23 protein-coding genes and 1 tRNA gene are annotated in these 26,330 nt (G+C 72.1%); 7 read left to right on the forward strand and 17 right to left on the reverse strand.

What is annotated here, in order from left to right; genetic code table 11:
• Position 1: 1 nt before the first annotated feature.
• On the reverse strand, positions 2-1,183 hold the full coding sequence (locus ABD250_RS06135; RefSeq protein WP_344391268.1) for an acyl-CoA dehydrogenase family protein: 1,182 nt from the start codon (positions 1,181-1,183) through the stop codon (positions 2-4).
• Entirely contained in the window at positions 1,180-2,346 is a 1,167-nt protein-coding gene (locus ABD250_RS06140; protein WP_179524445.1) for an acyl-CoA dehydrogenase family protein, read from the reverse strand. Before ABD250_RS06140 ends, ABD250_RS06135 begins: the two co-directional genes overlap by 4 nt.
• 251 nt (positions 2,347-2,597) lie before the next feature.
• On the opposite strand from ABD250_RS06140, the gene ABD250_RS06145 reads away from it, so the two are divergent.
• Positions 2,598-3,296 carry an IclR family transcriptional regulator gene (locus tag ABD250_RS06145; RefSeq protein ID WP_107748977.1) on the forward strand — a complete coding sequence of 233 codons (699 nt, stop codon included), beginning with the start codon at positions 2,598-2,600 and terminating at the stop codon, positions 3,294-3,296.
• Positions 3,297-3,438: 142 nt separating this feature from the next.
• On the opposite strand, the gene ABD250_RS06150 is transcribed toward ABD250_RS06145, so the two are convergent.
• Positions 3,439-4,242, reverse strand: a complete 804-nt coding sequence (locus ABD250_RS06150) for a crotonase/enoyl-CoA hydratase family protein (RefSeq protein WP_179524444.1) — start codon at positions 4,240-4,242, stop codon at positions 3,439-3,441.
• Positions 4,243-4,420: 178 nt separating this feature from the next.
• Positions 4,421-5,245 (reverse strand): alpha/beta fold hydrolase, encoded by an 825-nt coding sequence (locus ABD250_RS06155; RefSeq protein ID WP_182615887.1) that lies wholly within the window; start codon positions 5,243-5,245, stop codon positions 4,421-4,423.
• A 46-nt stretch (positions 5,246-5,291) separates the two neighbouring features.
• Between ABD250_RS06155 and ABD250_RS06160 the strand changes: the two genes are divergently transcribed.
• A complete protein-coding gene (locus tag ABD250_RS06160; protein WP_182609910.1) occupies positions 5,292-5,897 on the forward strand; it encodes a TetR/AcrR family transcriptional regulator in 606 nt (201 codons plus the stop codon).
• A gap of 141 nt (positions 5,898-6,038) precedes the next feature.
• On the opposite strand, the gene ABD250_RS06165 is transcribed toward ABD250_RS06160, so the two are convergent.
• Positions 6,039-6,111, reverse strand: a tRNA-Thr gene (locus ABD250_RS06165).
• Positions 6,112-6,233: 122 nt separating this feature from the next.
• Positions 6,234-7,445 carry a DNA polymerase III subunit delta' gene (locus ABD250_RS06170; protein WP_182658994.1) on the reverse strand — a complete coding sequence of 404 codons (1,212 nt, stop codon included), beginning with the start codon at positions 7,443-7,445 and terminating at the stop codon, positions 6,234-6,236.
• Between the two features lie 72 nt (positions 7,446-7,517).
• On the opposite strand from ABD250_RS06170, the gene ABD250_RS06175 reads away from it, so the two are divergent.
• A complete protein-coding gene (locus ABD250_RS06175) occupies positions 7,518-9,101 on the forward strand; it encodes an adenylate/guanylate cyclase domain-containing protein (RefSeq protein WP_179524440.1) in 1,584 nt (527 codons plus the stop codon).
• Positions 9,102-9,278: 177 nt separating this feature from the next.
• On the opposite strand, the gene topA is transcribed toward ABD250_RS06175, so the two are convergent.
• Positions 9,279-12,227, reverse strand: coding sequence for a type I DNA topoisomerase (gene topA, locus ABD250_RS06180; RefSeq protein WP_338404207.1), 2,949 nt, complete (start codon positions 12,225-12,227; stop codon positions 9,279-9,281).
• A gap of 603 nt (positions 12,228-12,830) precedes the next feature.
• Here topA and ABD250_RS06185 point away from each other — a divergent pair.
• Positions 12,831-14,831, forward strand: a complete 2,001-nt coding sequence (locus tag ABD250_RS06185) for a 2-oxoacid:acceptor oxidoreductase subunit alpha (protein ID WP_179524438.1) — start codon at positions 12,831-12,833, stop codon at positions 14,829-14,831.
• A gap of 24 nt (positions 14,832-14,855) precedes the next feature.
• Complete coding sequence (locus ABD250_RS06190; RefSeq protein WP_182658996.1) at positions 14,856-15,926, forward strand: 2-oxoacid:ferredoxin oxidoreductase subunit beta; 1,071 nt, start codon at positions 14,856-14,858, stop codon at positions 15,924-15,926.
• Positions 15,927-15,995: 69 nt separating this feature from the next.
• Here ABD250_RS06190 and ABD250_RS06195 read toward each other — a convergent pair whose 3' ends face one another.
• From ABD250_RS06195 to ABD250_RS06205, 3 genes are all read right to left on the reverse strand, one after another.
• Positions 15,996-16,793: an NRDE family protein gene (locus ABD250_RS06195; RefSeq protein WP_338404206.1), complete on the reverse strand. Its 798-nt coding sequence runs from the start codon at positions 16,791-16,793 to the stop codon at positions 15,996-15,998.
• A 93-nt stretch (positions 16,794-16,886) separates the two neighbouring features.
• Entirely contained in the window at positions 16,887-17,474 is a 588-nt protein-coding gene (locus ABD250_RS06200; RefSeq protein WP_344391277.1) for a hypothetical protein, read from the reverse strand.
• Positions 17,475-17,563: 89 nt separating this feature from the next.
• Positions 17,564-17,767: a cold-shock protein gene (locus ABD250_RS06205; RefSeq protein ID WP_107749373.1), complete on the reverse strand. Its 204-nt coding sequence runs from the start codon at positions 17,765-17,767 to the stop codon at positions 17,564-17,566.
• A gap of 253 nt (positions 17,768-18,020) precedes the next feature.
• Here ABD250_RS06205 and ABD250_RS06210 point away from each other — a divergent pair, with 253 nt between their 5' ends.
• Complete coding sequence (locus ABD250_RS06210) at positions 18,021-20,354, forward strand: DEAD/DEAH box helicase (protein WP_344391283.1); 2,334 nt, start codon at positions 18,021-18,023, stop codon at positions 20,352-20,354.
• 10 nt (positions 20,355-20,364) lie between these two features.
• Here the strand turns inward: ABD250_RS06210 and ABD250_RS06215 are convergent, their stop codons facing one another.
• The 7 genes from ABD250_RS06215 to ABD250_RS06245 all read right to left on the reverse strand — a co-directional run bounded on the left by ABD250_RS06215 (position 20,365) and on the right by ABD250_RS06245 (position 25,197).
• Positions 20,365-20,682 (reverse strand): Rv3654c family TadE-like protein, encoded by a 318-nt coding sequence (locus ABD250_RS06215; RefSeq protein WP_304813062.1) that lies wholly within the window; start codon positions 20,680-20,682, stop codon positions 20,365-20,367.
• 47 nt (positions 20,683-20,729) lie between these two features.
• Positions 20,730-21,092 (reverse strand): TadE family type IV pilus minor pilin, encoded by a 363-nt coding sequence (locus ABD250_RS06220; RefSeq protein WP_344391287.1) that lies wholly within the window; start codon positions 21,090-21,092, stop codon positions 20,730-20,732.
• Positions 21,089-21,325 (reverse strand): DUF4244 domain-containing protein, encoded by a 237-nt coding sequence (locus tag ABD250_RS06225; protein WP_259848306.1) that lies wholly within the window; start codon positions 21,323-21,325, stop codon positions 21,089-21,091. The genes ABD250_RS06220 and ABD250_RS06225 overlap by 4 nt, the downstream gene beginning before the upstream one ends.
• Before the next feature lie 66 nt (positions 21,326-21,391).
• Positions 21,392-22,048 (reverse strand): type II secretion system F family protein, encoded by a 657-nt coding sequence (locus ABD250_RS06230; protein WP_344391289.1) that lies wholly within the window; start codon positions 22,046-22,048, stop codon positions 21,392-21,394.
• Positions 22,045-22,971 (reverse strand): type II secretion system F family protein, encoded by a 927-nt coding sequence (locus ABD250_RS06235; RefSeq protein WP_344391292.1) that lies wholly within the window; start codon positions 22,969-22,971, stop codon positions 22,045-22,047. Before ABD250_RS06235 ends, ABD250_RS06230 begins: the two co-directional genes overlap by 4 nt.
• Positions 22,968-24,152, reverse strand: coding sequence for a TadA family conjugal transfer-associated ATPase (locus ABD250_RS06240; RefSeq protein ID WP_179524421.1), 1,185 nt, complete (start codon positions 24,150-24,152; stop codon positions 22,968-22,970). Before ABD250_RS06240 ends, ABD250_RS06235 begins: the two co-directional genes overlap by 4 nt.
• Positions 24,142-25,197, reverse strand: coding sequence for a CpaE-like family protein (locus tag ABD250_RS06245; protein ID WP_344391294.1), 1,056 nt, complete (start codon positions 25,195-25,197; stop codon positions 24,142-24,144). Before ABD250_RS06245 ends, ABD250_RS06240 begins: the two co-directional genes overlap by 11 nt.
• Positions 25,198-25,490: 293 nt before the next feature.
• Between ABD250_RS06245 and ABD250_RS06250 the strand changes: the two genes are divergently transcribed.
• A complete protein-coding gene (locus ABD250_RS06250; protein WP_179524420.1) occupies positions 25,491-26,321 on the forward strand; it encodes an HAD family hydrolase in 831 nt (276 codons plus the stop codon).
• Positions 26,322-26,330 lie beyond the last annotated feature (9 nt).

Genomic DNA, 26,330 nt, shown 5'->3' on the forward strand with positions numbered 1-26,330 from the left:
CTCAGACTCCCGGTGCGCGGCCGTGGCCCCCACCGTCGCCACCGACCCGGCCGAGGGTGACCCGGTCGAGCCACGTGGCCGCGGCGCTCTCGACGGCAGTGCCCTCGACGACCATGGGCCATGCGCCGTCCATCCCCCCGGCGACGGCGGCGTCGGTGAGCAGGGCCTCCCAGAAGGCCGCGGATCCGAACTCACCGCGCCACTGCAGAGCGGGCAGGGTCAGGCGGTGCAGGGTGTGTTCGTGCGTGGTGCCGATGGCCCCGTGGACCTGGTGGGCGTTGCGGACGGCGACCGCGACGGCCTGCGAGGCCACACTGCGGGCCACGGCCACCCGGAAACCCGACAGCGGCCCGCAGAGGTCGGTGGCCATGGCGTCGGCGACGGCCTGGTCGACCGCCGCGCGCGCCAGGACGGTCTCGGCGGCGATGTCCACCACCAGGTTCTGCACGGACTGGAACTTGGCGAGTGCCCGACCGAACTGGTTGCGTTCCGTCGAGTGGGCGATGGCCGACTCGAGCATCCCCTCCGAGGCCCCCACACACTGGACAGCGCGGGCGAGCGCGCCGCGCAGCACCGCCGACTCCACGGCGGCCGACTCGACCGCGGTCCACCCCGCGCCCTCGGGCGGCAGGACGTCACCCAGCGGCACCGCGGAGATCCCCTCGCCGGCGGTGATCTCCGCTCGGCCGGTGTCGACGTCCGCGACCTCGAATCTCGCTGCGCCGTCTCTGTTGGCCTCGGACCTGCGCACGATCAGGACACTGTCGGTCGCCCCGGCCCAGGCCACACGACGGGCGCGACCGTCGGAGCCGAGGACGGCGAGGGTCGCCGTCCCGGGCGAGGAGTCATCGAGGCCGGCGGCGCGGCGGAGTGGCCCGACGACGAGGTCGGTCTCCGCAAACGGGACCGCGACGCCGGCGGCGGCGGCCAGCCGGAGCAGGGTGGCGGCCTCGGCCCACCCCGCGCCACTGCCCCCGGTCTCCTCGGGAGCGGTGAGCCTTCCGATGCCCACCTCGGTCAGGGCTCGCCATGCGGCAGCCGCATCGGGATCGACGGTGGGTCCGGAGAACTGTGCCAGGACGCCCGCCATCATCGACTCGAGGTCCTCGTCGACCTCGAGTCCGACGGTCTCGGCGTTCCCGGCGTTCCCGGCGGTCTCACTGGTGGAGGTGTTCTCGTTCATCGCATCCCCATTCCTCGCGCGATCACGCCGCGCAGAATCTCGTTGGTCCCGCCCCGCAGCGTGAAGCCGGGCCGCTGGTGCAGTCCCGCACGGAGCAGGTCGGCGAGTTCGGACGAGGCGGTGTCCGCCTCGCCCGGCGAGAACTCGTCGCCGAGCCGGGTGGAGACCACATCGACGATGTCACCCTCGGTGGTGGTGCCCAGGAGTTTGATCAGTGCAGCGGCGTTGTCCGCGGGCTCCCCGCGTTGCAGCGCCCCGGCGATGTTCTGGCTCAGGGCGTGCAGCCCCGCCATCCGCGCGACCGAGCGACCCAGATCAGTGCGCGCGGGCAACCGCCCTTCGGCGATCGCGCCGATCTCGGCGGCGAACAGGCGGAAGGACGAGAGGAACCGCTCGGGGCCGCTGCGCTCGAAGGCGAGCTCGGAGTTGACCTGTTCCCATCCCTGCCCGATCGTGCCGAACACCCGGGAGTCCGGGACGAACACCTCGTCGAGCACGACCTCGTTGAAGTGACGGTCTCCGGACAGGGAGACGATCGGGCGAATGGTGACGCCCTCTCCGCGCAGGTCCACGATGAACTGGCTCAGCCCCGCATGGCGGTGGGAGGTGTCCAGCGGCTCGGTGCGGGCCAGGGCGATGAACGCCTCCGCGTGCTGCGCACCGGAGGTCCACACCTTGGTCCCGGTGACGGTCCAGCCGCCGTCGACGCGGACGCCCTTCGTCCGCACGCTAGCGAGGTCGGAGCCGGAGTCCGGCTCGCTCATCCCGATGCCGAAGCAGCACTCCCCCGCGGCGATCCGGGGCAGGTACTCGCGCTTCTGCTCCTCCGTTCCATACCGCAGGAGAGAGGGGGCGATCTGACGGTCGGCGACCCACTGCGCGGCCACGGGCGCCCCGACGGACAGCAACTCCTCGGTGACGACGAAACGCTCGAGGTGCGTGCGTCCCCGGCCGCCGTACCCGGTGGGGATCGCCATGCCGACCCAGCCGCGCTCGGCGAGGCGACGGGTGAAGTCCTCGTCCCATCGCGTGAGCCAGGTGTCGATCCACGGCGTGAGCCGACCGGCGGCGATCTCTTCGGAGAGGAAGTCACGGACCTCCACTCGCAGGGCGTCCATGTCCGCCGACGCCAGGGTGGGCGGTGGAGCGAGTGCGGACCGCATCGGGCCTCCTCGAAAGGGGTTGGTGTGATGTGTGCCTGTTCGGGGCCCGGATGGTGACCCGGACCACGTGCTCGAGAATCGCACGAATGGCAATCTTACGCAATAGCGGATCGAACTACGCTCTCTCGTATGCCCAGCGTGCGTCCCGCAGGGGCGGATAGTCTTACCCCATGACGCAACCGGATGCGGGAGACAGCGGGCGCACCGAGCAGCCCAGCATGGACAAGGTCCCCGAGCGTCCTCGCCACCGCATGGTCGACCGGGTCGCAGCGATCATGGAACTGGTCGCCAGGTCGGGAACCGGGCTGACCCTCACCGCGGTCGCCAAGGCCCTCGACGCCCCGATCAGCTCCACGCAGGGCCTGCTCAACGGCCTGGTCGCCGTCGGCTACCTCGACGAGCGCAATCGCGTCTACACGCTGGGGACCGCGCCGTATCTCCTCAACGTGATCGCCGGTCGGCCGCCCGTCACCTCCGTGTCGCGGGAGCAGCTCACCGCACTCCACGCTGAAACCGGTCTGACCACCGCCCTGTCGACCGACGTCGGTGACGACCTCTTCTATGTGGACCACGTCGCCGCCGATGCGCACTACGCCTACATCGCGGAGAACCGGTTGCGACGCTCGCTGCTGCGGACCTCCTCGGGCTGGCTACTCCTGGCCGACCGGGAGAAGCGTGACGTGTGGGCCTACCTGAACGCCCGGCCGGCTGCGGAGTCGGAGTTCGTCGACAGGTTCCTGGCCTCGCTCGAAGAGCTCCGCGAGACCGGTGTGTGTACGGCCCCCGGCGTGGCCGTGGACGGTGGCGACGGTGTCTCGGTCGCACTGCGCGAGGGGGGACGGACGATCGCGACCGTCGGCGTCATCGCCGCGCGGGACCTCATCGTCCAGCGCAGCGAGGAGCTGGCCCAGACCTGCCTCCGGCACGCCACCGCCTGGGGTCTGCGCTGAACCGGGGCCCGCGCTGACGCGAGGCCCCGGCCGACCATGGACTCGGCGACGGATCCGCGCCCCGTGAAGTCCCGGGGGGCGGATCAGCGCCCCGGGAAGTCCCGGGGGGCGGATCAGCGCCCCGCGTGGCCCCGGGGACGGGTCAGCGCCCCGTGTACTCCCCTGCGCGCTTCTCCCCGAACGCCGCGAGCGCCTCGCGGTGATCGGCGGTGTGGTGCGCGAGCGCCTGCATCGCCGCCGAGAGCTCGAGCAGCGACTCGAGCGACTGGTGCTGTGACTCGCGGAGCAGCTTCTTGGCCATCCGCACCGCGTGCGGCGGGTTCTTGGCCACCCGTGCGGCGAGGGCGTGGGCCGCCTCCAGCAGGTTCTCGGGCTCCACGACCTCGTTGACCAGCCCCCACGCGGCGGCCTGCTCGGCCTTGACGCGATCTCCGGTGAGCGCCATCTCGGCCGCCCGGGCCGGGCCGATGGCCTTGGTCAGCAGCCATGCGCCGCCGTCGCCCGGGATGATCCCCAGCTGGACGAAACTCTCGGCGAACCACGCCTTGGTCGAGGCCACCCGCAGGTCGCACATCACCGCCAGGTCACAACCCGCGCCCACCGCGGGGCCGTTGACGGCCGCGACCACCGGCACCTCGCAGTGATACAGCGCGCGGGGGATCCGCTGGATCCCTCCCCGGTAGCCGTTACGGAGCTCGTACGGGCTACCCCCGAACATCCCCGCCTTGTCGACCATGTCCTTGACGTTGCCGCCGGCGGAGAACGCCGAGCCGGCGCCGGTGAGCACGACGGCCCGGACGTCATGGTCGGCATTGACCGCTGCGACCCGGTCACACAGGGCGTCGACGATCGCAGGATCGGAGATGGGGTTCCGGGAATCCGGCAGGTTGAGTGTCCACGTCTCGATGTGGTCGGCTCGCTCGACGAGCAGAGGGGAGGTAGTCATCAGGGATCCTTCGGTCGAGGGGACGCCAATTCGCGCTATCTAACTACGTAATCCGTTACTCGACTGTAGCGAGCGGTCGTCGTCACCGCCAGTGTTCGCCATATCGGCAGAGCCGTGCTCCGATGGGTTCGGCGGTCCCCCACCGGGGAAACCCCAGGATGGCCGAACACCTCGCGCATCAGCGGCGATCCAGCCCCGCCCAGAACTCGCCCAGGGCGAGGAAGGTTGACTCGGGCTGTTCGAGCGCGGGTATCACCCGCGCCCCGGACACCGTCGACTCGCGTGCGTCGATCATCTCGGCGGCGACCGCGCGGGCCTGCTCCGGCGTCCACTCGCCGCGGTCGTCGGTGGTGACGAACAGGACCGGGCACGTCACCTCCAGTGCCGCCGAGAGCAGGTCGACACGATTGAGGATCGCGGTCTCGATGGCCCGAATCGTCGCCGTGCGCCCCGCCCGGTCGAGCGCACCACGCAACACCTCGACGGCCTCGGGATCGTGCGCGCGGGTGCGGTCGGTGAAGATGGTCTCCTCGATCGCGGACCTCACCGGCCCGCGGGGCCCGATCAGCCGGTAGAGCGGGACCAGCATCCGGACCTTGCGGCGGAGGAGTCGATTAATCGGGTGAGTCGGCGCGCTGACGGCGACGAGACTGCGGATCAGGTCGGGCCTGCGAGCGGCCACCTCCATGCCGACGTGACCACCCCACGCATTGCCGAGCCAGTCGACCCCGTCCTGCCCGGACGACCCCCGGACATGCTCCAGCACCTCGATCGCGGCGTCCGCACATGCGGAGATGTCCGTCGCCTCGCGCAACGGGTCACTTCTCCCGCAGGACGGTGCGTCGATCAGGTGGAGACGATGGGCGCCCTTCAGCAGCGGCACGAGTCGGTTCCAGCTCGTCGAGTCGACGAACATGCTGTGCCACAGCACGAGTGGCGGGCCCTCGCCGACCACATCGACGTGGAGCCGGCCGAGCCGCGTATCGACGAATCCTGAATCCATAATTGACATTACACATCGTAAACTCAATTCTGTCTAGACTCGGATCATGGCCAGGACCTACTCGTCGGAGCTCCGTGCGGAGCGGGCTCGCCTCAACCGGGCGGCAGTGGTGGACGTCGCGCGGGAGATGTTCATCGAACGGGGATGGGTGGCCACGACGATGTCCGACGTCGCCTCCGCCGCAGGCCTCACCCGGCAGACCGTCTACCAGCAGTTCGACGGGAAGCTCACCCTTCTCGACACCTGCATTGATCTGTCGTCGTCTGATGGCGCGAACTCCCCCGTCCGCGAGTTGCCGGACTACGTCAAGATGGGCGAGGGAGCTGTCGAGGACCGCCTGGCCGCCGGCGCGAGATGGCTGCGCGGGGCGCACGAACGATCGGCCGCCATCCAGTACGTTCTCGACGAGGCCGCCGTCGTCGACGACGTCGCCGCGGGGCGACTCGCAGAACGGGAACGCACCCGTTGGGACGAGGTGCGGTGGGCCTCCGGGCTCATCCTCGGATCTCCTCCCCCCGACGCGGTCGTCGACGCGATGTGGATGCTCACCGGCAGATCCGTGTGGTTGAGACTGACGCGTGAACGAGGGTGGACACCAGAGCAGTGGGAGAGTTGGTTCGTTCGCCACGCTCGCGTGGAACTGCGCTGCTGAGCTTTCTGGCGCGAAAGCCCTGAGGAGACCTGGTCTACCCAGACCGGACAGTCGGGAACTCCCTACCGCGACATGACTGGGGCTCCGAAGCAGAACGCCCCCGCCCTCGGTTTCCCGAGATCAGGGGCGTTCTTCCATCTGAGCCGCGTGTCGGAATCGAACCGACGACCTTTTCATTACGAGTGAAATGCTCTACCGACTGAGCTAACGCGGCGAGCCCTTGTGGGGCGACGCAACTATATACGACCGGCTCTCGCCGCCGGAAAACGACCGGTACCCCGGGTGCGGGTGGCCTCCACCCTGGTACATCACCCCTGCTCCATCAACTCTGCTCCGTCAACCCAGCGCCTCGCGTATCGCCCCCACCATCGCGGACACGGCAAACTTCGGCTTCACGTTGACCTCGATGGCCGCGCGACACTCCTGGATGGCCTCGATGGCCCCCAGCACGGACGCCGGCGGATAGTGCCCCCCGAGGCGCGCCGACTCCTCGGCCTTGTCCGGGTGCACCGGGGCGACGTCCGCGACCCCGAGTCCGGCCATGAGCGCGTCCCGGTAGAAGCCCGCCAGGTCGACCAACGCCAGGTCCAGCGAATCACGGGTGGAACGGGTCCGCCGCGACTTCTGCGCCTTCTCCAGCTCCTTCACCGCGCCCGCGGCGCCGCGACCCGCCGCGACCGCCCCCTTCCCGGTGCCGCCCACACCCATCGCGGTGCGCAGCTCCTCCACCTCACGCTCGTCGTTCCGGGTGTTGCGGGCGAGGGACTCCTGCTCCGCGGCGCTGACCAGCCTGTCCGCGAGCGGGAACGCCCGGCCGGGATTGTGCATGACCATGGGCAGCTCCAACACCACGTCCCGACGCTCGCGAGTGGCCTCGTCGGTGGCCAACCACCGGGCGCGACCGATGTGCCCGGAGGAGACCGCAGCGGCCCACCGCGCACGTTCCGGGTCGATCCCACCGCCGGCGAGGAGCGCGCTCTCCACGGCGGCCGCGTCCGGCTGACGAAGCGCGACGTTCCTCGACCTGGACCGCAGGGTGACCATGATGTCCATGGGGTCCGTCGTGGGCGAGCACAGCAGGAACACCGTGCGGCTCGGCGGCTCCTCCACCACCTTGAGCAGCGCGTTGCCGGACTGCTCCGTGAGCCGGTCCGCCTCCTCGACCACCACGATCTGCCAGCGGCCGGTGCTCGGGCGACTGGCGGCGCGGTGGATGGTCTCCTTGACGTCCTTGAGAAGGATGTTGACGCCCTGCGGAGCCAGGAGGTGGACATCCGCGTGGGTCCCCGCCAGCACGGTGTGGCAGGACCGGCACTCGCCACAGCCCACGATCTCCGGGTGTTCGCACTGCAACGCGGCGGCGAAACACGGGGCGGCGACGCTCCGTCCGCTCCCCGGTGGACCGGTGAACAGCCACGCGTGGACCATCCGCGCGTCCGACTCGTCCCACCCCTGGCCCGGCACCCGCGCACGCGCCGCCGACGCCGCGGCGGTCAGCTCCGCCACGACGTCGGACTGACCGGCCAACCGATCGAACACCCCTGGCATGGCCCCACCATATCGCCGCACTACGTCACACCTGCGTTCCCGTGACGAGCCCCGGGAACTACCCTTGACCCAATGGAGCGTTGGGTCAGGCTGTTCCGGTGGCTGTGGGCCACCCCCTGGCCCGTCTATGCCCTCACGATGGTGCAGGCCAACATCATCGGCGCGGTCTTCGTCTTCGCGTTCCTGCGCTTCGTCCTGCCGATGGACCGCTTCCTCGACCTGGACCAGTTCCGGTTCCTCAACCAGTACCTGTTCATCGGCTACCTTGTGCTGGCGTTCATCGGCGGGGTCATCGCGTCGACCCTGCTCCTGCTCCCGGTACTCCGGGTCGACCGGTCAGGTGAGGAGTTCGGCGGGGCGATCCGCAACCGGGCCCTGCGGCTGCCCTTCCACCAGGCGCTCATCTCCGGGGCCATGTGGCTGATCGGCACCATCGTCTTTGTCGTCGCCAACGTGGCCCACTCCCCCCGCCTCGCCCTGGTGGTGGGCGTGACGAGCATCCTCGGCGGGACCACCACCTGCCTGATCTCGTACCTCCAGGCCGAGCGGATCATGCGGCCGATCACCGTCCGCGCCCTCGCCCAGGGCGTGCCGGCCAACCGGCACGTCCCGGGGGTCCGTCGACGGATCTTCCTGGGCTGGGCGCTCACCACGGTCATCCCCGTCGCCGGGATCCTGCTGATCCTCACCGGGCAGTGGGTCGGGCTGTTCGGTGACGACCCCGGGCACATCCTCGTGGCGCTCGCGGTGATGGCCAGCGTCGCCGTGATCGCCGGCGCGATCGGCATGGGCCTGGTCTCGGACTCCATCGCCGACCCCGTCCGCGAGATGCAGGCGGGCGTCGGTCGGGTCAAGAAGGGCGACCTCGAGGCCCGCGTCACCATCTACGACAGCTCCGAGATCGGCCGACTGGGCCAGGGCTTCAACGAGATGGTGACCGGCCTGCAGGAACGCGAGGCGATCCAGGACCTCTTCGGCCGCTACGTCGGCGAGGACGTGGCACGCCACGCGCTCGAACGAGGGACGGAGCTCGGGGGCCAGGAGCGGCAGGTCGCGGTGCTCTTCGTCGACCTGACCGGATCGACGGAGTTCGCCGCCGCCCACGAGCCGGCCGAGGTCGTCGCCGTGCTCAACGAGTTCTTCCGCATCGCGGTGGAGGCCGTCGACACCAACGGCGGTTACATCAACAAGTTCCAGGGCGACGCGCTGCTCGCGGTGTTCGGTGCGCCCATCGAGGTCGAGAACGAGGCCGGTCGGGCGCTCCGGGCCGCCCGCGCCCTCCAGAGCCAGCTCGCCGGGCTCTCCCCGCTCTCGGCGGGCATCGGGGTCTCCTACGGCACCGTGATCGCCGGGCACATCGGACACGCCAAGCGCTTCGAGTACACCGTGATCGGTGATCCGGTCAACGAGGCCGCACGCCTGACCACCCTGGCCAAGTCCGAACAGGGCCACGTCCTGGCGTCGGCTGCCGCGATCCGCAACGCCGACGCTCCCGAGGCGGCGAGGTGGGTGCTGGGACGCAGCGTCGAACTGCGTGGGCGCGGCATCATGACGCAGCTGGCCCGGCCGCTCCGGCCGACCCTCGCGGACCGGTGGCAGGCCGGGAACGTGGCGCTTCGCCCCACCGTCGAGGGTCTGGACACCGCCGACACCTGATCCGCACCTGGGTTGGCGGACACCACCGCGCCGTTGGCGGCCACCGCCACGCAGTTGGCGGACGCCTCCGCGCCGTTGGCGGACGAATTGCGCGTCCTGAGGGCCCGTGAGCACCGATCCTGTCCGCCAGCGCGGAGGAGGTGTCCGCCAACCGCGGGGAGGGTGTCCGCGGTCGGGTCAGCGCCCCGCGGTGGCCTTCTTGGCCGGCGACTTCTTGGCCGGCGACTTCCGGGCCGGGGCCTTCTTCGCGGCCGCCTTCTTCGGCGGCGACTTGGCCCGACGCTCGGACAGCAGTTCCGAGGCGCGCGCGTCGGTGAGCGTCTCCACGGTGTCGCCCTTGCGCAGCGACGCGTTCGACTCCCCGTCGGTCACGTAGGGCCCGAAACGCCCGTCCTTGACCAGCATCTGCTTGCCGGAGACCTCGTCGACCCCCATCTCGCGCAGCGCCTTGGGCGCGGCGGCCTGCCGGCCCCGACGCTTGGGCTCGGAGTAGATCTTCAGAGCCTCCTCGAGCGTGATGGTAAAGACGGCGTCCTCGGTGTCCAGGGTCCGCGAATCGGTGCCCTTCCTCAGGTACGGGCCGTATCGGCCGAGCTGCGCGGTGATCTCCTCACCGCTCGTGGGGTCGACGCCCAACACCCGCGGCAGGGACAGCAGCTTGAGCGCCTCCTCGAGCGTGACCGTGGCCGGCTCCATGGACTGCATGAGCGACCCCGTCCGCGGCTTGGGGCCGGTGGGGTTGTCTGACTCCTTCTTGGCCTTGCGGGTCACGGCGGACTTGGCCTTCGTCGCGGCCTTCTTGGCCTCCGCCCTGGCCTCGTCGTCCTTCGCGGCCGCCATGGCGGCGTCGCGCTCCGCGTCGATCCGCTTCTTCTCCGCCTCGGCGTCGGCGAGCACCTTCTTGGCCCATCGCGCCTTCTCCGCATCGGTGGGCTCGGGCAGCTTCTCGGTGACGTAGGGGCCGAAGCGGCCGTCCTTGACCACGATCTCGTGACCGGTCTCGGGGTCCACGCCCAGCGGGCGCCCGTCCTGCGGCGTGGAGAAGAGCTTCTCGGCCACCTCGAGGGTGAGCTCGTCGGGGCTCATCCCCTCCGGCAGGTTGGCGCGCTGCGACTCCTGCTCGCCACCCTCCCCCACGACCATGCGCTCGAGGTACGGACCGTACCGCCCGACGCGGACGTGGACCGGTCGCCCCTCGGAGTCGTCGAAGACCCGGATGGAGTTGATGCTGCGGGCGTCGATGGCCTCGAGGTTCACGTCGATGAGGTTCTTGAGCCCGACCGCGTGGTCACCGTCCCCGGCCGACCCGGCGCCCTCGGGGTCACCGAAGTAGAAGCGACGCAGCCAGTCGTCGCGATTCTCGCGCCCCTCGGCGATCTCGTCGAGCTCGTCCTCCATGAGCGAGGTGAAGTCGTAGTCCACCAGTCGACCGAAGTTCTGCTCGAGCAGACCGATCACGGCGAACGCCACCCAGCTGGGCACGAGGGCGTTGCCCCGCGAGTACACGTACCCGCGGTCCTGGATGGTGCGGATGATGCTGGCGTAGGTGGAGGGGCGGCCGATGCCCATCTCCTCCATGATCTTGACCAGGCTCGCCTCGTTGTAGCGGGCCGGCGGGCTGGTGGTGTGGCCGTCGGCGGACAGATCCGAACCGGTGAGCGCCTGCCCCTCGTCGAGTCGGGGCAACCGCCGCTCGGCGTCGTCCGCCATGGGCTTGTCGGACGACTCGGTGGACTCCTCCGCCGCCTCGACGTACGCCTTGAGGAAGCCGGGGAACGTGATGGTGCGGCCCGAGGCCGCGAAGGTGGCCCGGCTGTACCCGGACGGGTTCTCACCCGCGGCGCCGGTGATCCGGATGCTCACCGACGTGCCCTTGGCATCGGCCATCTGGGAGGCGACCGTGCGCTGCCAGATGAGCTCGTACAGGCGGTACTCCTCGGCGTCCAACGCGCTGTGCAGCTGGCCGGGGGTGGCGAAGGACTCCCCGGCCGGGCGGATGGCCTCGTGCGCCTCCTGGGAGTTCTTGACCTTGCGGGTGTACTGACGCGGGGTGGGCGAGACGTACTCGCTGCCGTACAACTCCGTGGCCTGCGCGCGCGCAGCCGACATGCCGCCCTCGGACAGGGTCGTGGAGTCGGTACGCATGTAGGTGATGTAGCCGTTCTCGTACAACCGCTGGGCGATGCGCATGGTGCGTTCGGAGGTGTAGCGCAGCTTGCGGCCGGCCTCCTGTTGCAGCGTCGAGGTCATGAACGGCGCGTAGGGGCGCCGGGTGTACGGCTTGGACTCCACGGAGTCGACCACGAAGTCGGCACCGTCGAGGGCGTCCGACAACGCACGGGCCGCGGCCTCCTCGAGCACCACCGCGTCCTTGGCCGCGCCGGTGGTCTTGAGGCGGCCGTTCTGGCCGAAGTCGCGGCCCTGGGCGACCCGGGCACCGTCCACCGCGGCGAGGCGGGCCGTGAAGCTGCGCGGCTCCCCCGCGTCCCCGCCGGTGGCCTGCTGCGTCGTCAGGGTCGCGGTGATGTCCCAGTAGTCGGCGGCGACGAACGCCATGCGCTCCCGCTCGCGCTCGACGATCACGCGGGTGGCCACGGACTGCACGCGGCCCGCGGAGAGCCGCGGCATGACCTTCTTCCACAGGACCGGGGAGACCTCGTATCCGTAGAGACGGTCGAGGATCCGGCGGGTCTCCTGGGCGTCGACCAGGTCGGTGTCCAGCTCGCGCGTGTTCTCTGCGGCGGCGAGGATCGCGGGCTTGGTGATCTCGTGGAACACCATGCGCTTGACCGGGACCTTGGGCTTGAGCACCTCGAGCAGGTGCCAGGCGATCGCCTCGCCCTCGCGGTCGGGGTCGGTGGCCAGGAGGAGCTGGTCCACGCCGGCCAGTTCCTTCTTGAGCTCGGCGACCTTCTTCTTCTTGTCCGCGCTCACCACGTAGATCGGCTCGAAGTTGTCCTCCGGGTTCACGCCGAGCCGCGCCCACGGCTCCTTCTTGTACTTGGCCGGGATGTCGGCGGCGCCCTTGGGCAGGTCACGGATGTGGCCGACCGACGCCTCGACCACGTAGTCGGACCCCAGGTAGGGCTGGATCTTGCGGGCCTTGGTGGCGGACTCGACGATCACCAGGCTCCGCTTTCCGCCCGATGCTGTCTGCTTGCTCGCCACTGAACTGCTCCCAACCTGCGCTGATCCGTCGGCGACGTGTGTCGCCGAACTCCGGTCCCGGATACGGTACGCGTGCCGGGGCCTGTCTATGAGAATTCATACCAGGCCAGGGGCGCTGCCCGAGAGTCGCGTTCCGCCGCGGATCCACCCCCGAGGCCGTGGACGGGCGCCGGCGCTCTGCTTCCCCCTCCCCCATGAGGAGGTGACCCGAGGCGCCCTGGTGACGGTGAGTGAACGCGACCCGGCGGGGTCGGTGCACGGACGCATCCTTATATATGTGTCCCCGTTCGCAGCGGGCCGTCTCGTCGTCGTCGTCGAGGTCATCGGGCTCGCACGCCCCCGGACACCTCGCCCGGGGGCCGCGCGCACTCCCGCCGATTGGCACGGATAGACAGACCGGTCTATGGTGATGACGAGGGGGCACTACGCCTAACTGGAACGTGTTACCGTTTTCCAATTCCGCCGCGGCCACGGGTCGCGCCGGAACCGGCGTACCGTCGGTGGCCGTACGGGAGTCACGACCAGCCCCGATCATCTCAGACGCAACGGAGGTCAGCAGCGGTGGGCAATGTGTCCAAGACCAAGCTGGACAAGGTGGTCATCCGCATCGCGGGTGACTCGGGCGACGGCATGCAGCTCGCCGGTGACCAGTTCACCTCCGAAGCCGCCGCCTTCGGCAACGACCTGGCGACCCAGCCCAACTACCCCGCCGAGATCCGGGCCCCACAGGGCACGATCCACGGGGTCTCGAGCTTCCAGATCCAGATCGCGGACTACGACATCCTCACCGCCGGGGACCGCCCCGACGTGCTGGTGGCGATGAACCCGGCCGCGCTCAAGGCCAACATCGACGACCTGCCCTCCGGCGGCATCCTCATCGTCAACTCGGACGAGTTCACCAAGCGCAACCTCACCAAGGTGGGGTACGAGTCCAACCCCCTCGGCTCCCCGGCCTTCGAGGCGTTCCAGGTGCACGAGGTGGCCATGGGCACGCTGACCATCGGCGCCGTCGAGTCCGTGGACATCGGCAAGAAGGACGCCGAGCGCTGCAAGAACATGTTCGCGCTGGGCTTGCTGACCTGGATGTACGGGCGCACGGTCGACTCGATCGAGAAGTTCCTGGGCAGCAAGTTCGGCAAGAAGCCCGCCATCCTCGAGGCCAACGTCCTGGCCCTGCACGCGGGCTGGAACTACGGCGAGACCACCGAGGCCTTCGCCTCGGAGTACGAGATCATGCCGGCCCAGCTGCCGAAGGGTCGCTACCGCCAGATCACCGGCAACACGGCGATGGCCTACGGCCTGGTCACCGCGGGCAGGTCGGCGGACATGCCCGTGTTCCTGGGCACCTACCCCATCACGCCCGCCTCGGACATCCTGCACGAGTTGAGCAAGCTCAAGCAGTTCGACGTGACCACCTTCCAGGCGGAGGACGAGATCGCCGGCATCGGCGCCGCCCTCGGCGCCTCCTACGGCGGGGCGCTGGGCGTCACCTCGACCTCCGGCCCCGGCCTCGCTCTCAAGTCCGAGGCCATCGGCCTGGCCGTCATGACCGAGCTGCCGCTGGTGATCATCGACGTCCAGCGCGGCGGCCCCTCGACCGGGCTGCCCACCAAGACCGAGCAGTCGGACCTTCTGCAGGCGCTGTTCGGGCGCAACGGAGAGTCGCCCGTCGCGGTGATCGCCCCGCAGTCGCCCTCGGACTGCTTCGAGATCGCCCGTGAGGCGGCGCGGATCGCGGTCACCTACCGCACCCCCGTCATCGTGCTGTCGGACGGCGCGATCGCCAACGGCTCCGAGCCGTGGCTCCTGCCGGACGTGGCCGACCTGCCGGCGATCGACAAGAACCTCGCCACCGCGCCCGCGACCGGCGCCGACGGAGAGACCGAGGCCGCCGGGGACTACCTCCCCTACGCCCGTGACCCCGAGACGCTGGCCCGCGACTGGGCGGTCCCGGGTGAGCCCGGTCTCGAGCACCGCATCGGCGGGCTGGAGAAGGCCAACGGCACCGGCAACATCTCGTACACCGCGGAGAACCACGACCTCATGACCCGGACCCGGGCCCTGCGGATCGCGCTCATCGACGTGCCCGACCTCGAGGTCGACGACCCGTCCGGCGAGGCCGACGTCCTGGTGGTGGGCTGGGGATCGTCCTACGGCCCCATCGGGGAGGCGGTCCGCCGCGCCCGCGCCAACGGCCACCGCGTGGCCCGCGCGCATGTCCGCCACCTCAACCCGCTCCCGGACAACATCGGCGAGGTGCTCGCCAAGTACCACCGGGTGCTCGTTCCGGAGATGAACCTGGGACAGCTCGCCATGCTGCTCAAGGCCCGTTTCCCGGCTCAGATCCAGCCGATCACCAAGGTGCACGGCATGGCGTTCTCGGCCGAGGAGCTGCAGACCGCCATCGAGGCGGAGTTCGCCGGGCGACTCACCCACACCGAGCACGACAAGTACCGTCTGGCGCTCGACGGGGTCATCACCACGACCGGCGAGCCCGCTGCGCGCAACCGGCGGATCGGCCACACCGCCACCGGCACCACCACCGCCAACCGAACCCGCTGACCCGCGAGCGAGGAGAGGATTTCCATGACCACCACCGAACCCGGACTCGTCGGCAACCCGCTGCCCCTGGACGCGTTGGCCTCCGTACCCAAGAGCGATGCGCCGCAGAAGCCCAAGGACTACACCTCCGACCAGGAGGTGCGTTGGTGCCCCGGCTGTGGCGACTACGTCATCCTGGCCACCATCCGCGCCCTGCTGCCCAAGCTCGGTCTCAAGCGCGAGAACATCACGTTCATCTCCGGAATCGGCTGCTCGAGCCGCTTCCCGTACTACCTCGAGACCTACGGGATGCACTCGATCCACGGGCGCGCCCCGGCGATCGCCACCGGGCTGGCCACCGCCCGCCCGGACCAGTCGGTGTGGGTGGTCACCGGTGACGGCGACGCCATGTCGATCGGCGGCAACCACCTCATCCACACCCTGCGCCGCAACGTCAACCTCAACATCCTGATGTTCAACAACCGGATCTACGGGCTGACCAAGGGCCAGTACTCGCCCACCTCGGAGCCGGGCAAGGTCACCAAGTCCAGCCCCATGGGGTCACTGGACCACCCGTTCAACCCGCTGTCGCTGGTGCTCGGCGCCCAGGCGAGCTTCGTGGCCCGCGCCCTGGACTCGGATCGCAAGGGTCTGACCGAGGTCCTCGAGGCCGCCGCCCGCCACCGCGGCACCAGCTTCGTGGAGATCCTGCAGGACTGCCCGATCTTCAACGACGGCTCGTTCGACCTGCTGCGCAAGGAGGACGCGGGCGACCACCTCATCGCAGTCCGCCACGGCGAGAAGATCATCTTCGGCGACGACGGTCAGCACTGCGTGGTCCGCTCCGGTTTCTCGCTGAAGGTCGCGGCGACCGCCGAGGTCGACGAGGCCGACATCATCGTCCACGACGCCCACGCCGAGGACCCCTCTTACGCGCACGCGCTGGCGAACCTGTCCAGCCAGGACCTCGAGTACACCGTCACCGGCATCATCCGGCAGGTGCACCGCGAGACCTACGACGACCAGGCCCGCGCCCAGGTCGCCGCCGCCAAGGAGACCGCACCGGCGGACCTGCAGTCCCTGCTCGACGGCAGCAACACCTGGACCGTCGGATAGTCGGACACGCTGGCCGGACGGCCACACCGGCGAGACCGCCCCGGGGGCGGTCACCGCGCGGATCTGCATTCAGAGCCGGGCGGTGACCGTCCCCGCGACGCGTCCCCGGGCGTCCCAGGTGCGCTCGACCACGTCGGCGGTACCGTGCTCGTCGATCCGCAGCGCCGTCGTCGACCGGGTCCCGTACCACCGGCCGATCCGGACGAACCGCGACGACAGGCGCCACTCGTGCCAGAGCGGGACCCCCGTCCGCGGCAGGTGCCGGATCGGCGCCTTGCGGCGATCGGCGAGCAGGTCGAGCAGCGGGCCCGACCAGTCCTGACCGGAGATCGCCTCGGTGCCCAGGAGGGTTCGCACCTGCGCGACCGCGCCGACGACCTTGGGCCACGGGGTGTCGAGTGCCGCGTTGGACAGGCCGTGGACCCCGGTGCCCAACCGCATGGGCCCCCGACCTGACCGGTTGGAGGCCCACCACATCTCGTCGAGGTCGCCGGCCAGGAGGTTGACCGGCCCGTACCTGCCCAGATCGTCGACGACGTGCTGGGCGAACCCGGTCACGGGGACCGGTCCGGTGAGCGCGTCGACCGGAAGCTCACCCCGGGATGCTGCCGCCGGGCGCTCGGGGCCGCCCTCCCGGACGTTGGTGACCGCCGCCAACCGCGCCCCGGCGGCCAGCGAGAGCCACGTCCCGCCGGCCGTGACGTCGCGGCCCGCGACGATTCCGGAGATCCCCTCCGTGTCGGCCGTCCATTTGTGCAGGGGTTCGGCGGGGCGGGCGTGGACCTCGTCCCGGTTGGCCACCAGCACCAGCGGGTACCGGGGGTGGACCCGGCGGGCGACGACGAGCATGCACATGGCATCGAACACTTCCCCACCGGATATCCAGGCGCAACACCGGGGCCCCGCCTCCCGGCCCGCGGCTCGGTCGGTTCGTTCACTCCGGGCGGTGGGGCTGGTCGCTCAGCGGGGCCACACCTCCGGCGGCACCCCGGGGGGCGCCGCGCCGAGGGTCTGTGCCAACCGTGCGCGGGCGCGGGCCGTCCCCAGCCGCAGCAGTGGCCCGTCCCCCCGTGGTCCGACGTAGGTGGTGCGGATCCCGGCCCTGGCCAGGGCCTCGACGAGGGCCGCCCGTCGGGGGGCGTGCTGCTCGACCCCGGCGTCGATCCCCAGATCGACCGCACCGGCGGCGGTGATCCGGCCGGCGGTGATGAACCAGACCCGGAGCGCCCCCGCCGACGGGGTCCACCCGTCCGGCACGGCGGTCACGGCGCCACGCCGCCAGCGCCGCACGACCGGGACGAGATCCGCGGTCCGCGCGGTGGACACCGTGCACCGGCCGTCCGGGCCCGCCGTGGAGCGGACGGGATCGAGCCCGGCCTCGGTGAGCAGCGCGACGAGGGCGTCCGCGCGCCAGGCGGCGTCGAGCCCCACGGAGACCTGCGCGAGGGCCCCCGCGAGGGTGGACTGGCCACGGGCGGCGAGGGCGCCCTCGAGGTCGGTCGGCTCGGGGACGTGCTCGTCGGCGGCGAAGAACGACAGCTGCGTCACGGGGCCGAGCCTACGGCCGGCCCCTGACACACGGCGAGGCCCCCGACGCGCGCGCGTCGGGGGCCTCGTCGATCACGGACCGTGGCGCCTCAGATGGCGCGGACCTCCTGGGCCTGCGGGCCCTTCTGGCCCTCGCCGAGCTCGAACTCGACGCGCTGGTTCTCCTCGAGCGACTTGAAGCCGCTGCCCTCGATGGAGGAGTAGTGGACGAAGAGGTCGGCAGAGCCGTCCTCGGGGGCGATGAAGCCGTAGCCCTTCTCCGCGTTGAACCACTTGACGGTGCCCTGTGCCATGTTGTTGCGTTCCTTTTCCGTACTGCTTGGAGCGACCCTCGGGATGGCCACGCGGGTCGGGTCGCCCCACCGCCCGCGGGGAGCCCGCGACCGGCATCGACGACCGGGACAAGTACACCACGAGACCAGGGCCAGGTGAACCGATCTCCGCAGGGCGGCCCACCGCGCCGTGCAGCCGGATCCACCCCGGACCCGACTCCGACACGCGCTCGGGTGAGGACCCGGGCGGGTTGCCCTCTACGGTCGAGGGGTGATGACGTACGGACGCGAACTCCTGGGCCACCTGCTCGAGCAGCTCCCGGCCGGGCCGTCCCCCGTCACCCACACAGCGGAGTTGCCCGCCCGCGAGGCCCGGTACGCCGACTGGCCCACCTGGGCACACCCGGGCTTGGTCGACGAACTGCGTGCTCGGGGCGTCGGCAGGCCCTGGGCCCACCAGGTGGCCACCGCCGAGCACGCGCACGCCGGACAGAACGTGGTGGTGGCCACCGGCACCGCGTCCGGCAAGTCCCTCGGCTACCAACTGCCCGCGCTCAGCACACTCGCCGCCGACCGGGGGGCCTGCGTGCTGTACCTGTCCCCCACCAAGGCGTTGGGCCAGGACCAGCTGTCGTCGGTGGTGTCACTGGTGGACTCCGTCCCCGGGCTCGCCCATGTGGCCCCCGCGTCCTATGACGGAGACACCCCGACCGACGCCCGGCCGTGGATCCGCGAGAACTCCCGTTGGATCGTCACCAACCCGGACATGCTCCATCTGTCGGTGCTCGGTCGGTCCCGCCAGTGGACGCGCATCCTGCGGGGGCTCCGCTACGTCGTCGTCGACGAGTGCCACTCCTACCGCGGCGTGTTCGGCTCCAACGTCGCCCTGATCCTGCGCCGGCTCGACCGGCTCGCCCGGGCCCTGGGGGCCGAACCGACGTTCGTCCTGGCCTCCGCCACCACCTCGGACGCCGGCGCGGCCGCCAGCACCCTCGTCGGCCGCCCCTGCGTCGAGGTGACCGACGACGCCTCACCCCAGGGCGGCCGGACCGTCGCACTGTGGGAGCCACCGCTCATGGACGGGTTCTCCGGGGAGAACGGGGCCCCCGTGCGGCGGCCGGCGCCCGTCGAGGCGTCCACGCTGATGGCCGGGTTGGTGGCCGAGGGCGCCCGGACGCTGACCTTCGTGCGCTCCCGTGCGGGCGCCGAGTCCACCGCGCTGCGGGCGCGCGAGCGGCTGATCTCGGACCACGGTGAGCGGGGCCGGGAGTTGGCCGGGCGGATCGCCGCCTACCGCGCCGGATATCTGGCCGAGGATCGACGACGACTCGAGCGCGGGCTGGCCGAGGGGGACCTGGTGGGTGTCGCCTCGACCTCCGCGCTCGAACTGGGTGTGGACATCTCCGGACTGGACGCCGTGGTCAGCGCGGGGTTCCCGGGGACCATCGCCTCGTTCTGGCAGCAGGCGGGCCGGGCCGGACGACGAGGACAGGGCGCGCTGGTGGTCCTGGTGGCCCGCGACGACCCACTCGACACCTATCTGGTCCACCACCCCGAGGCGCTGCTGGGCAAGCCGGTCGAGGCCACGGTGACCGACCCGCGTAACCCCGTCCTGTTGGCCGGGCAGCTGCGGTGCGCGGTCAGCGAACGGCCCATGTCGCACGAGGAAGCCCGCGCGTGGGGCGCCACCGAGGTCCTGGAGGAGCTGGCCGAGCGTGGACTGGTCCGGCGCCGGCCCGTGGGGTGGTACCCGGCGGCGGACGACCACACCCCGCACACGGAGGTCGACATCCGCGGGACCGGCGGGGCCGAGGTGGTGATCGTCGACGCCGTCGACGGCCGGATGCTCGGGACCATCGACTCGGTCCGGGCCCGGTCGCAGGTCCACCCGGGGGCGCTGTACCTGCACCAGGGGGAGTCTTTCGTGGTGGACGAGCTGGACCTGGACGACGGACTCGCCCTGTGTCGCCCGGAGGAGCCGGAATGGACCACCTCGGCCCGGGAGCAGGTGTCGATCGACCTGATCGAGACCCTGGAGTCCGTCTCCGCCGGGCCGGTGACGCTGTCCTACGCCGAGGTCGAGGTGACCGCGCGCGTGACCGGGTACCAGCGGCGACTGCGAGGCGGGGAGATCCTCGACGTGACGCCGCTGGACCTGCCCGAGACCGTCCTGGCCACCCGGGCGGTGGTCTACACGCTGACCCCGCAGCTGCTGCGGGTCGCCGGGCTGGAGGAGGCCGACTGGCCGGGCGCGCTGCACGCCGCCGAGCACGCGGCCATCGGCCTACTGCCGCTGGTCGCGACCTGCGACCGCTGGGACATCGGCGGCGTCTCGACGGCCCTGCACCCCGACACCGGACTGCCCACGGTGTTCGTCTACGACGGCTACGCGGGCGGCGCGGGCTTCGCCGAACGCGGGTACCGGCGCGCGACCTCGTGGCTCCGGGCGACCCTCGACGCAATCCGCTCGTGCGAGTGCGAGACCGGGTGCCCCTCGTGCATCCAGTCCCCCAAGTGCGGGAACGGCAACGACCCGCTCTCCAAACCCGGCGCGATCGCGTTGCTGATGGAGGTGGTGGGGCAGCTCTCGGAGGTCGTCGAGTCATAGCGGCCCCGCGTCATAACGGCCCCGCGCGGGCCACCGCCGACGCCGCCCGCACCCCCAGCACGCCGAGCTCGACCCGGACCTCGGCCCGGATCACCACGTCGTGGCCGTCGATCGTGCACCCCGCCACGACGGCCCGATTGGCGGTGGCCACCCCGGCAGCGGCCGAGCACGGGTCCTCGGTGGCGCGCAGCGCGTGCGCACCTGCCAGTGCGGCCAGGTCGGCTGCCGATCGGGCGGAATGCGCGGCCACCGCCGCCCGCCCCACGAGCAGCACCGCCACGGTGAGGGCGAGGACGGCGGCCGCCGCGAACGCGGTCACGACGCTCATGTAGCCGCCATCACCACGCGACCTGACTCCGCGCCGGTCACGCCCTCTCACCCGGAGACCCCGGGTTCGGCCCGCGCCACCGCGCGGCCCGTCAGCACGACGCCCGGCAGGCCCCGCGCCGGCACGCTGACCTGTGCTGTCACGCCTCCACCGCCGCTGTCGACCGACACCTCGGCACCGGGCGCCGCGGCCCGCCCGGCCGCGGCACCCTCCCCCGCACCGGACATGGCCGCCACCCTGGCTGCTTCCCGCGCCGCATCGACGACCCTGATCTGGGTGAGCGCCGCGGCGGCGCCGGAGGCGGCCACGGCCAGGACCACGACGAGCGAGGCGATCCCGAGCGCCGCCTCGACGGTCACCGAGCCGCCGTCCCCGGGGTCCGCAGCGCGGAACCGACGCGACCAGCTCACACCGAGGTGTTGAGCGCCCGCTCGATGATTCCGCCGAGGGCATCGGGTATCGAGTCGCCGCTGACGACCGTGTAGAGCACGGCCCCGAAGGCGGCCGCCGCGATGGTGCCGACGGCGTACTCCACCGTGGACATCCCGGCGTCGAGTCGGGCGACGGTGTCGAACCGGCGCGACAGGGCGACGCGGGCGCGGCGGAGGGTGGAGGTGATCCGGGAGGTGGTGTGAATGGTCATCGTGCGTCTCCTTCATGGTGACCGGGGCGGCGTCTCCACCCCGGAATCGGTGGGCGGGGCGCCGGTTCACGGCAGGACCCCCGGCAGCATCCCGTCGGCCAGACCCACGACGACGGGGAGGACTCCCAGGCACACGAACGCCGGGAGGAAACACAGGCCGAGTGGGCCGGCGACGAGCACGGCGGCGCGCTCGGCGCGGGCGGTCGCGGCGGCGTCGGCACCCGAACGCATGCGGTGGGCCGCGTGGTCGAGGGCCGATCGGACGGATCCGCCGCCGTCGGTGGCACGGGCGAGCACCGACGCGACCGGGCCCAGCCGATCCGCGCCCGGTACGTCCTGCCACGCCTGGCCGGGTGTCGCACCGAGGCGGACCCGGGCCGCCGCGGCGTGGAGGGGCCCGGCCACGTCCGGGTCGGTGGGGGCGACCGCGTCGCCGACCGCGGCCAGCGCCAGATGGGTGGGCAGCCCGGCGAGCAGCGCCACCGCAAGCAGGTCCAGCATCCGCGCCAGGGACTCGGTGTCCGCGGGCCCGGAACGCCGCCGGCGGACCCGGTCGAGGAGCGGGGACAGCAGGATCGTCCGCATCGGACTCCCCGGCGTGCTCCGATCGGGGGCGGGGGTGGAAGTGGCAACGGGGGCGAGCTCGCGCAGCCGCTCGGTGGCCGCGCCCCGCCACGGGGCGACGCACAGCGCGGCGGCGAGCAGGAGCAGGGCGACACTCATCTGGACGCCCCGTCGACGATCCGATCCGTCCACAGCAGACCCGCTGCCAGGAACCCGGCTCCGATCAGGCACAACACTCCGCCGATCGGGCCACCGAGCAGCACCCCGAGCGGATCGGCCCCGAAGCCGGACCCCAGCAGCACGCCGAATCCGGGCAGGGCGGTGAGGATCACCGCCGTAGCGCGGGGACCGGCGAGCGCGGCGTCCACGCGGACCGCCCGCTCGCGGCGCGAGGCCACGTCCGCACGGAGCCCGTCGACGACCTCGGCCAGCGCCACCCCGTGACGGGCGGCCAGGAGCCACGCGCCGGCGAGCTCGCCCGCCACGCGATCGACTCGCCGGTCACCCGCCACTGCGTGGCCGGACTCTGCCCCACCCGACGCCGCTCGACCCACCGCTGTCGTGCCCGCCTCTGCCCTGCCAGACTCTGCCCTGCCCGTCTGCCGGGCGGCGGCCGCGTACAGCGCCGCGGCGACGTCCCCACCCAGCCGGGCGTGGGAGCCGGCGGCGCTCAGCACGGCCGCGACCCCGGGATCCCCGGACCGTGCACCCTCCGCGGCGCGGCGTAGCGCCTCCTCCGGGCCGGCCCCGGCCCGCAGCGCCGAGGAGGCGTCGTCGAGCGCGCGCTCCCAGGAACCGAGGCGCTCCAGCCGGAGTCCGCGCACACCACCGCGCCTGCGCAGGTCGGCCCCCACGGCCCCGAGCAGGGCGGCAGCGCAGGCGTGGAGGGGTCCGGCCACGACCAGGCCCGCGATCCCCGCGAGCACGGGGACCACCACCGCCGCCGGTACCCGACCCAGCACCGCGGGCAGACCCTGTCCGCGCGACCCGGGCACGCCACTGAGGTGCCGGAGCCGCATCCGGGCCACCCCGTCCGGCCACACGAGAAGGGCGCCGGCCAGCAGCACCACCGCCGCCGTCATCTCCCGGCTCCCGAGATCAGCGCGTCGAGCGCGGGCCTGCCGGGCACCGCTCCCCCGTCGGCGCGCCAGGCGGGGTCCACGACGATCCCCTGCGCATCCCGGCGGACCACGCCCATGGAGTCCACGGCCCGTCTCCCGTCTGGCAGGCGGCGCATCCCCACCACGACCCTGAGCGACGCGGCGACCTGCGCGGACAGCGCCGCCCGGTCGAGCCCGCCGAGCGCCCCAAGGGCCTCGAGGCGGGCCGGGAGCTCGGTGGGCGAGTTGGCGTGGACGGTGCCGGCGCTGCCGTCGTGCCCGGTGTTGAGTGCGGCGAGCAGGTCCGCCACCTCCCCGCCGCGCACCTCGCCCACCGCGATCCGGTCCGGGCGCATCCGCAGCGCCTGCCGGACCAGATCGGACATGGCCACCCCGCCCGCACCCTCGACGTTGCCGTGCCGCACCACCAGTCGCACGACGTGCGGGTGCGCCGGCCGCAGCTCCGGGGAGTCCTCGACGCACAGCAGCCGTTCGCCCGGCGGCACCAGGCCGAGCAGCGCCGCGAGGAGGGTCGTCTTCCCCGAGCCGGTGCCGCCGACCACCAGGTAGCCGATCCGGGCCGCGACCAGCGCGCGGAGCAGTGGCTCGGCCTGCGGCGGCACGGTCCCGGACTCCACGAGCCGGTCGAAGGTGGCCTGCGCGGGCCGCGAGACCCGCAACGACAGGCAGGTCCCGTCCACCGCCACCGGGGGCAACACCGCGTGCAGCCGCCACGCCATGCCGTCCCGGGACCGCACCACCCCGTCCGCCCAGGGCCGGGCGTCGTCGAGCCGCTGCCCGGCCCGACCCGCCAGCCGCACCGCGAGGGCCCGCAACTCGGGTTCGGTGGGCACCACCACGTCGGTCGCCTCGAGACCACGTCCGCGGTCCACCAGCGCCGGTCCCGGACCGTCCACTACGACGTCGGTGACCCCCGGGCTCGCCAGCAGCGCCTCGAGTGGTCCCGCGCCGGCGAGGTGCTCGCGCACCAGGCGGGCGGTCCGCAGCAGGTCCAGGTGGCCGTGCAGCACGTCGGACTCGGCCCGGACCGCGCGCACCACCTCGTCGGGGTCGGGCTCCACCCCGAGGCCGGCCAACCGGGCGCGGACCCGGTCCACGAGGTCCCCGGGGAGCGCAGCCGTCCCGGATCCCTCACCGGTCACCGGGGTTCACCTCCCCCAGCAGGGCGTCCGCCACGGCGCCGAGCCGCCGCACCCGTCCGCGCCGACCACCGCGTCCGTGCCCGAGCGCCCGGACGAGGTCACCGGCCCCGGCCAGCCGACGCACGGACCGGACCTCCGGGAGCACGTGCCACCGTGCGAACCCCGCCGAGTCGGCCACGTCCGCCGCGTCGAGCGGGTCCCCGCCGTGCGTGCGGATCACCAGGGCGGCGCCGCGGAGGTCGCCGATGATCCGTCCGGCCGCGACGGCGCCCTGGAGATCGGCCCTGGTCACGACGACGACGAGGTCGGCCCGCGCGAGTAGCGGGTCTCCGGCCGTGACCCCGCCCGCATCGCAGACCACCAGTCCGCCCGCCGACCGGTGGGCCAGTGCGGCCCCCACCGCGCCATCGGAGACGGACCGCCCCGCCGGCGCCTGATCGCCGCCCCTGGCCCGGGCCAGCACCCTGCACCCCGGCCCCGCCTCGGGAACGGCTCCCCACAGGGCGTCGGGGTCGGGGCCGCCGAGTTCGGCCCGCACGTCCTCCACCCTGAGCCCCGGCTCGGACTCCGTCCCCAGGACCAGGTCGATCCCGGTCCCCCGCGGGTCCGCCTCCACCAGGAGGGCCCGGCCGGAATCGGCCGCACGGACGGCGATCGCGGCCGCCAGGGTGCTGGCACCGCACCCGCCCACCGCCCCCACCACGGCCACCAGGGATCCGCGACCCGGGGCGACCGGCGCCATGAGCGCCCCCACGAGATCCGCGGTCCCGGACGGCAGTCGGACCACCTCGTCGTCGTCGCCACCGGCGCCGTCGGCGCCCACCCGCACCAGTCGCGCCACGCCGGGCCCCCCGCCGGTGTCCTCACGGTCCGTCACCGCCACGTCCGCCGAGGCGCTGTCCGGCGACACGGGGTCCAGGGCCAACGCGGCGAGCACGGCGCGGACATCGGCGTCGAGGTCCGGGTCGGTCACGTCGACCGCGACGGTCCTGCCCGCGGGAGGGTCGGGGACTGTGTCGTGCGCTGCGCGAGGGCTCTGGGTCACGGGCACAGCGTGGCGCACCCACCGGTCGGCGGACCCGGCCCGATGCAGTGTCCCGGGGGCGGCTGTGGAGAGGCCGGGGGCTGTGGAGAGGCCGGGACCCGGGGTCCCCGACCCGGACACCCCGGGCCGCGGACCCCGCCCGAAATGGGAGAAACCGCGGCAGGGGGACGCCGCGGTTTCTCGAAGTCCCGATTCGTGGGGGAACGAATCGAGCACCTATAGGGGGATGCTCTTACGAGCGTGATCAGTATCACTTATCCGCGCGGTGAGCACAAGAACCGTATCGTGGAGCCGTGTCCGCCCCACGCCGCCAGGGCCCTCGGTCATCGCACCGACCTCGCCGGGTCGCCGCGTTCTTCGACCTCGACAAGACGATCATCGCCACCTCGTCGGTGTTCGCGTTCAACAAATCCTTCCTCGATGAGGGTCTGTTGTCCCGCCGATCGGTGATCGATCTGGCCTACACGCAGCTCGCGTTCAGCCTCTCCGACGCCGACGACGACCAGATGCAGAAGGTGCGCCAGGCCATGGCCACGGCCACCAAGGGGTGGGAGCCCGAGAAGGTCGAGCGCATCGTCACCGAAGGACTCACGGAGACCGTCTCGCCGACCGTGTACGCCGAGGCGCAGGAACTGCTCGCCGAGCACCGGGCGCTCGGGCACGACCTGGTGATCGTGTCCGCCTCCGGTGAGGAACTCGTGGCGCCGATCGCCCGGATGCTCGGCGTGGACCACTACGCCGGCACCCGCATGAACCGGGACGCCGACGGGCGGTACGGCGGGTCCATCGAGTTCTACTGCCAGGGACCGGGCAAAGCCGAGGCGATCCGGGCGTTCGCCCGGCGCTACGGCTACGACCTGGAGGCCTCGTACGCCTACTCCGACTCCTCCACCGACCTCCCGATGCTCGAGGAGGTCGGGCATCCGACGGTGATCAACCCGGACCGCGCGCTGCGCCGCGAGGCCCTGGAGCGCGGGTGGCCGATCCTCACCTTCTCCAACCCCACCCCGTTGCTCCCGACGCTGGAACGCGCGACCGGGCCGATCATCGGCGTCGGGGCGATCGCGCTCGCGGTGGGGGCGGCGGCCTTCTCCTTCGCCCGCTCCGCGCGGCGAGACCACTGAACCCGGTCA

This window comes from Dietzia cercidiphylli (genome assembly GCF_039531545.1).
Taxonomy (GTDB): Bacteria; Actinomycetota; Actinomycetes; order Mycobacteriales; family Mycobacteriaceae; genus Dietzia; species Dietzia natronolimnaea.

Bases quoted from the DNA above. Each gene is read 5' to 3' on its own strand.
- ABD250_RS06170 (WP_182658994.1), bottom strand. From the start codon at position 7,445: ATGCCAGGGGTGTTCGATCGGTTGGCCGGTCAGTCCGACGTCGTGGCG.
- ABD250_RS06140 (WP_179524445.1), bottom strand. From the start codon at position 2,346: ATGCGGTCCGCACTCGCTCCACCGCCCACCCTGGCGTCGGCGGACATG.
- ABD250_RS06190 (WP_182658996.1), top strand. From the start codon at position 14,856: ATGACCACCACCGAACCCGGACTCGTCGGCAACCCGCTGCCCCTGGAC.
- ABD250_RS06230 (WP_344391289.1), bottom strand. From the start codon at position 22,048: ATGAGTGTCGCCCTGCTCCTGCTCGCCGCCGCGCTGTGCGTCGCCCCG.
- ABD250_RS06235 (WP_344391292.1), bottom strand. From the start codon at position 22,971: ATGACGGCGGCGGTGGTGCTGCTGGCCGGCGCCCTTCTCGTGTGGCCG.
- ABD250_RS06150 (WP_179524444.1), bottom strand. From the start codon at position 4,242: ATGACTACCTCCCCTCTGCTCGTCGAGCGAGCCGACCACATCGAGACG.
- ABD250_RS06145 (WP_107748977.1), top strand. From the start codon at position 2,598: ATGGTCGACCGGGTCGCAGCGATCATGGAACTGGTCGCCAGGTCGGGA.
- ABD250_RS06225 (WP_259848306.1), bottom strand. From the start codon at position 21,325: ATGACCATTCACACCACCTCCCGGATCACCTCCACCCTCCGCCGCGCC.
- ABD250_RS06135 (WP_344391268.1), bottom strand. From the start codon at position 1,183: ATGAACGAGAACACCTCCACCAGTGAGACCGCCGGGAACGCCGGGAAC.
- ABD250_RS06215 (WP_304813062.1), bottom strand. From the start codon at position 20,682: ATGAGCGTCGTGACCGCGTTCGCGGCGGCCGCCGTCCTCGCCCTCACC.
- ABD250_RS06160 (WP_182609910.1), top strand. From the start codon at position 5,292: ATGGCCAGGACCTACTCGTCGGAGCTCCGTGCGGAGCGGGCTCGCCTC.
- ABD250_RS06155 (WP_182615887.1), bottom strand. From the start codon at position 5,245: ATGGATTCAGGATTCGTCGATACGCGGCTCGGCCGGCTCCACGTCGAT.
- ABD250_RS06210 (WP_344391283.1), top strand. From the start codon at position 18,021: ATGACGTACGGACGCGAACTCCTGGGCCACCTGCTCGAGCAGCTCCCG.
- ABD250_RS06175 (WP_179524440.1), top strand. From the start codon at position 7,518: ATGGAGCGTTGGGTCAGGCTGTTCCGGTGGCTGTGGGCCACCCCCTGG.
- ABD250_RS06205 (WP_107749373.1), bottom strand. From the start codon at position 17,767: ATGGCACAGGGCACCGTCAAGTGGTTCAACGCGGAGAAGGGCTACGGC.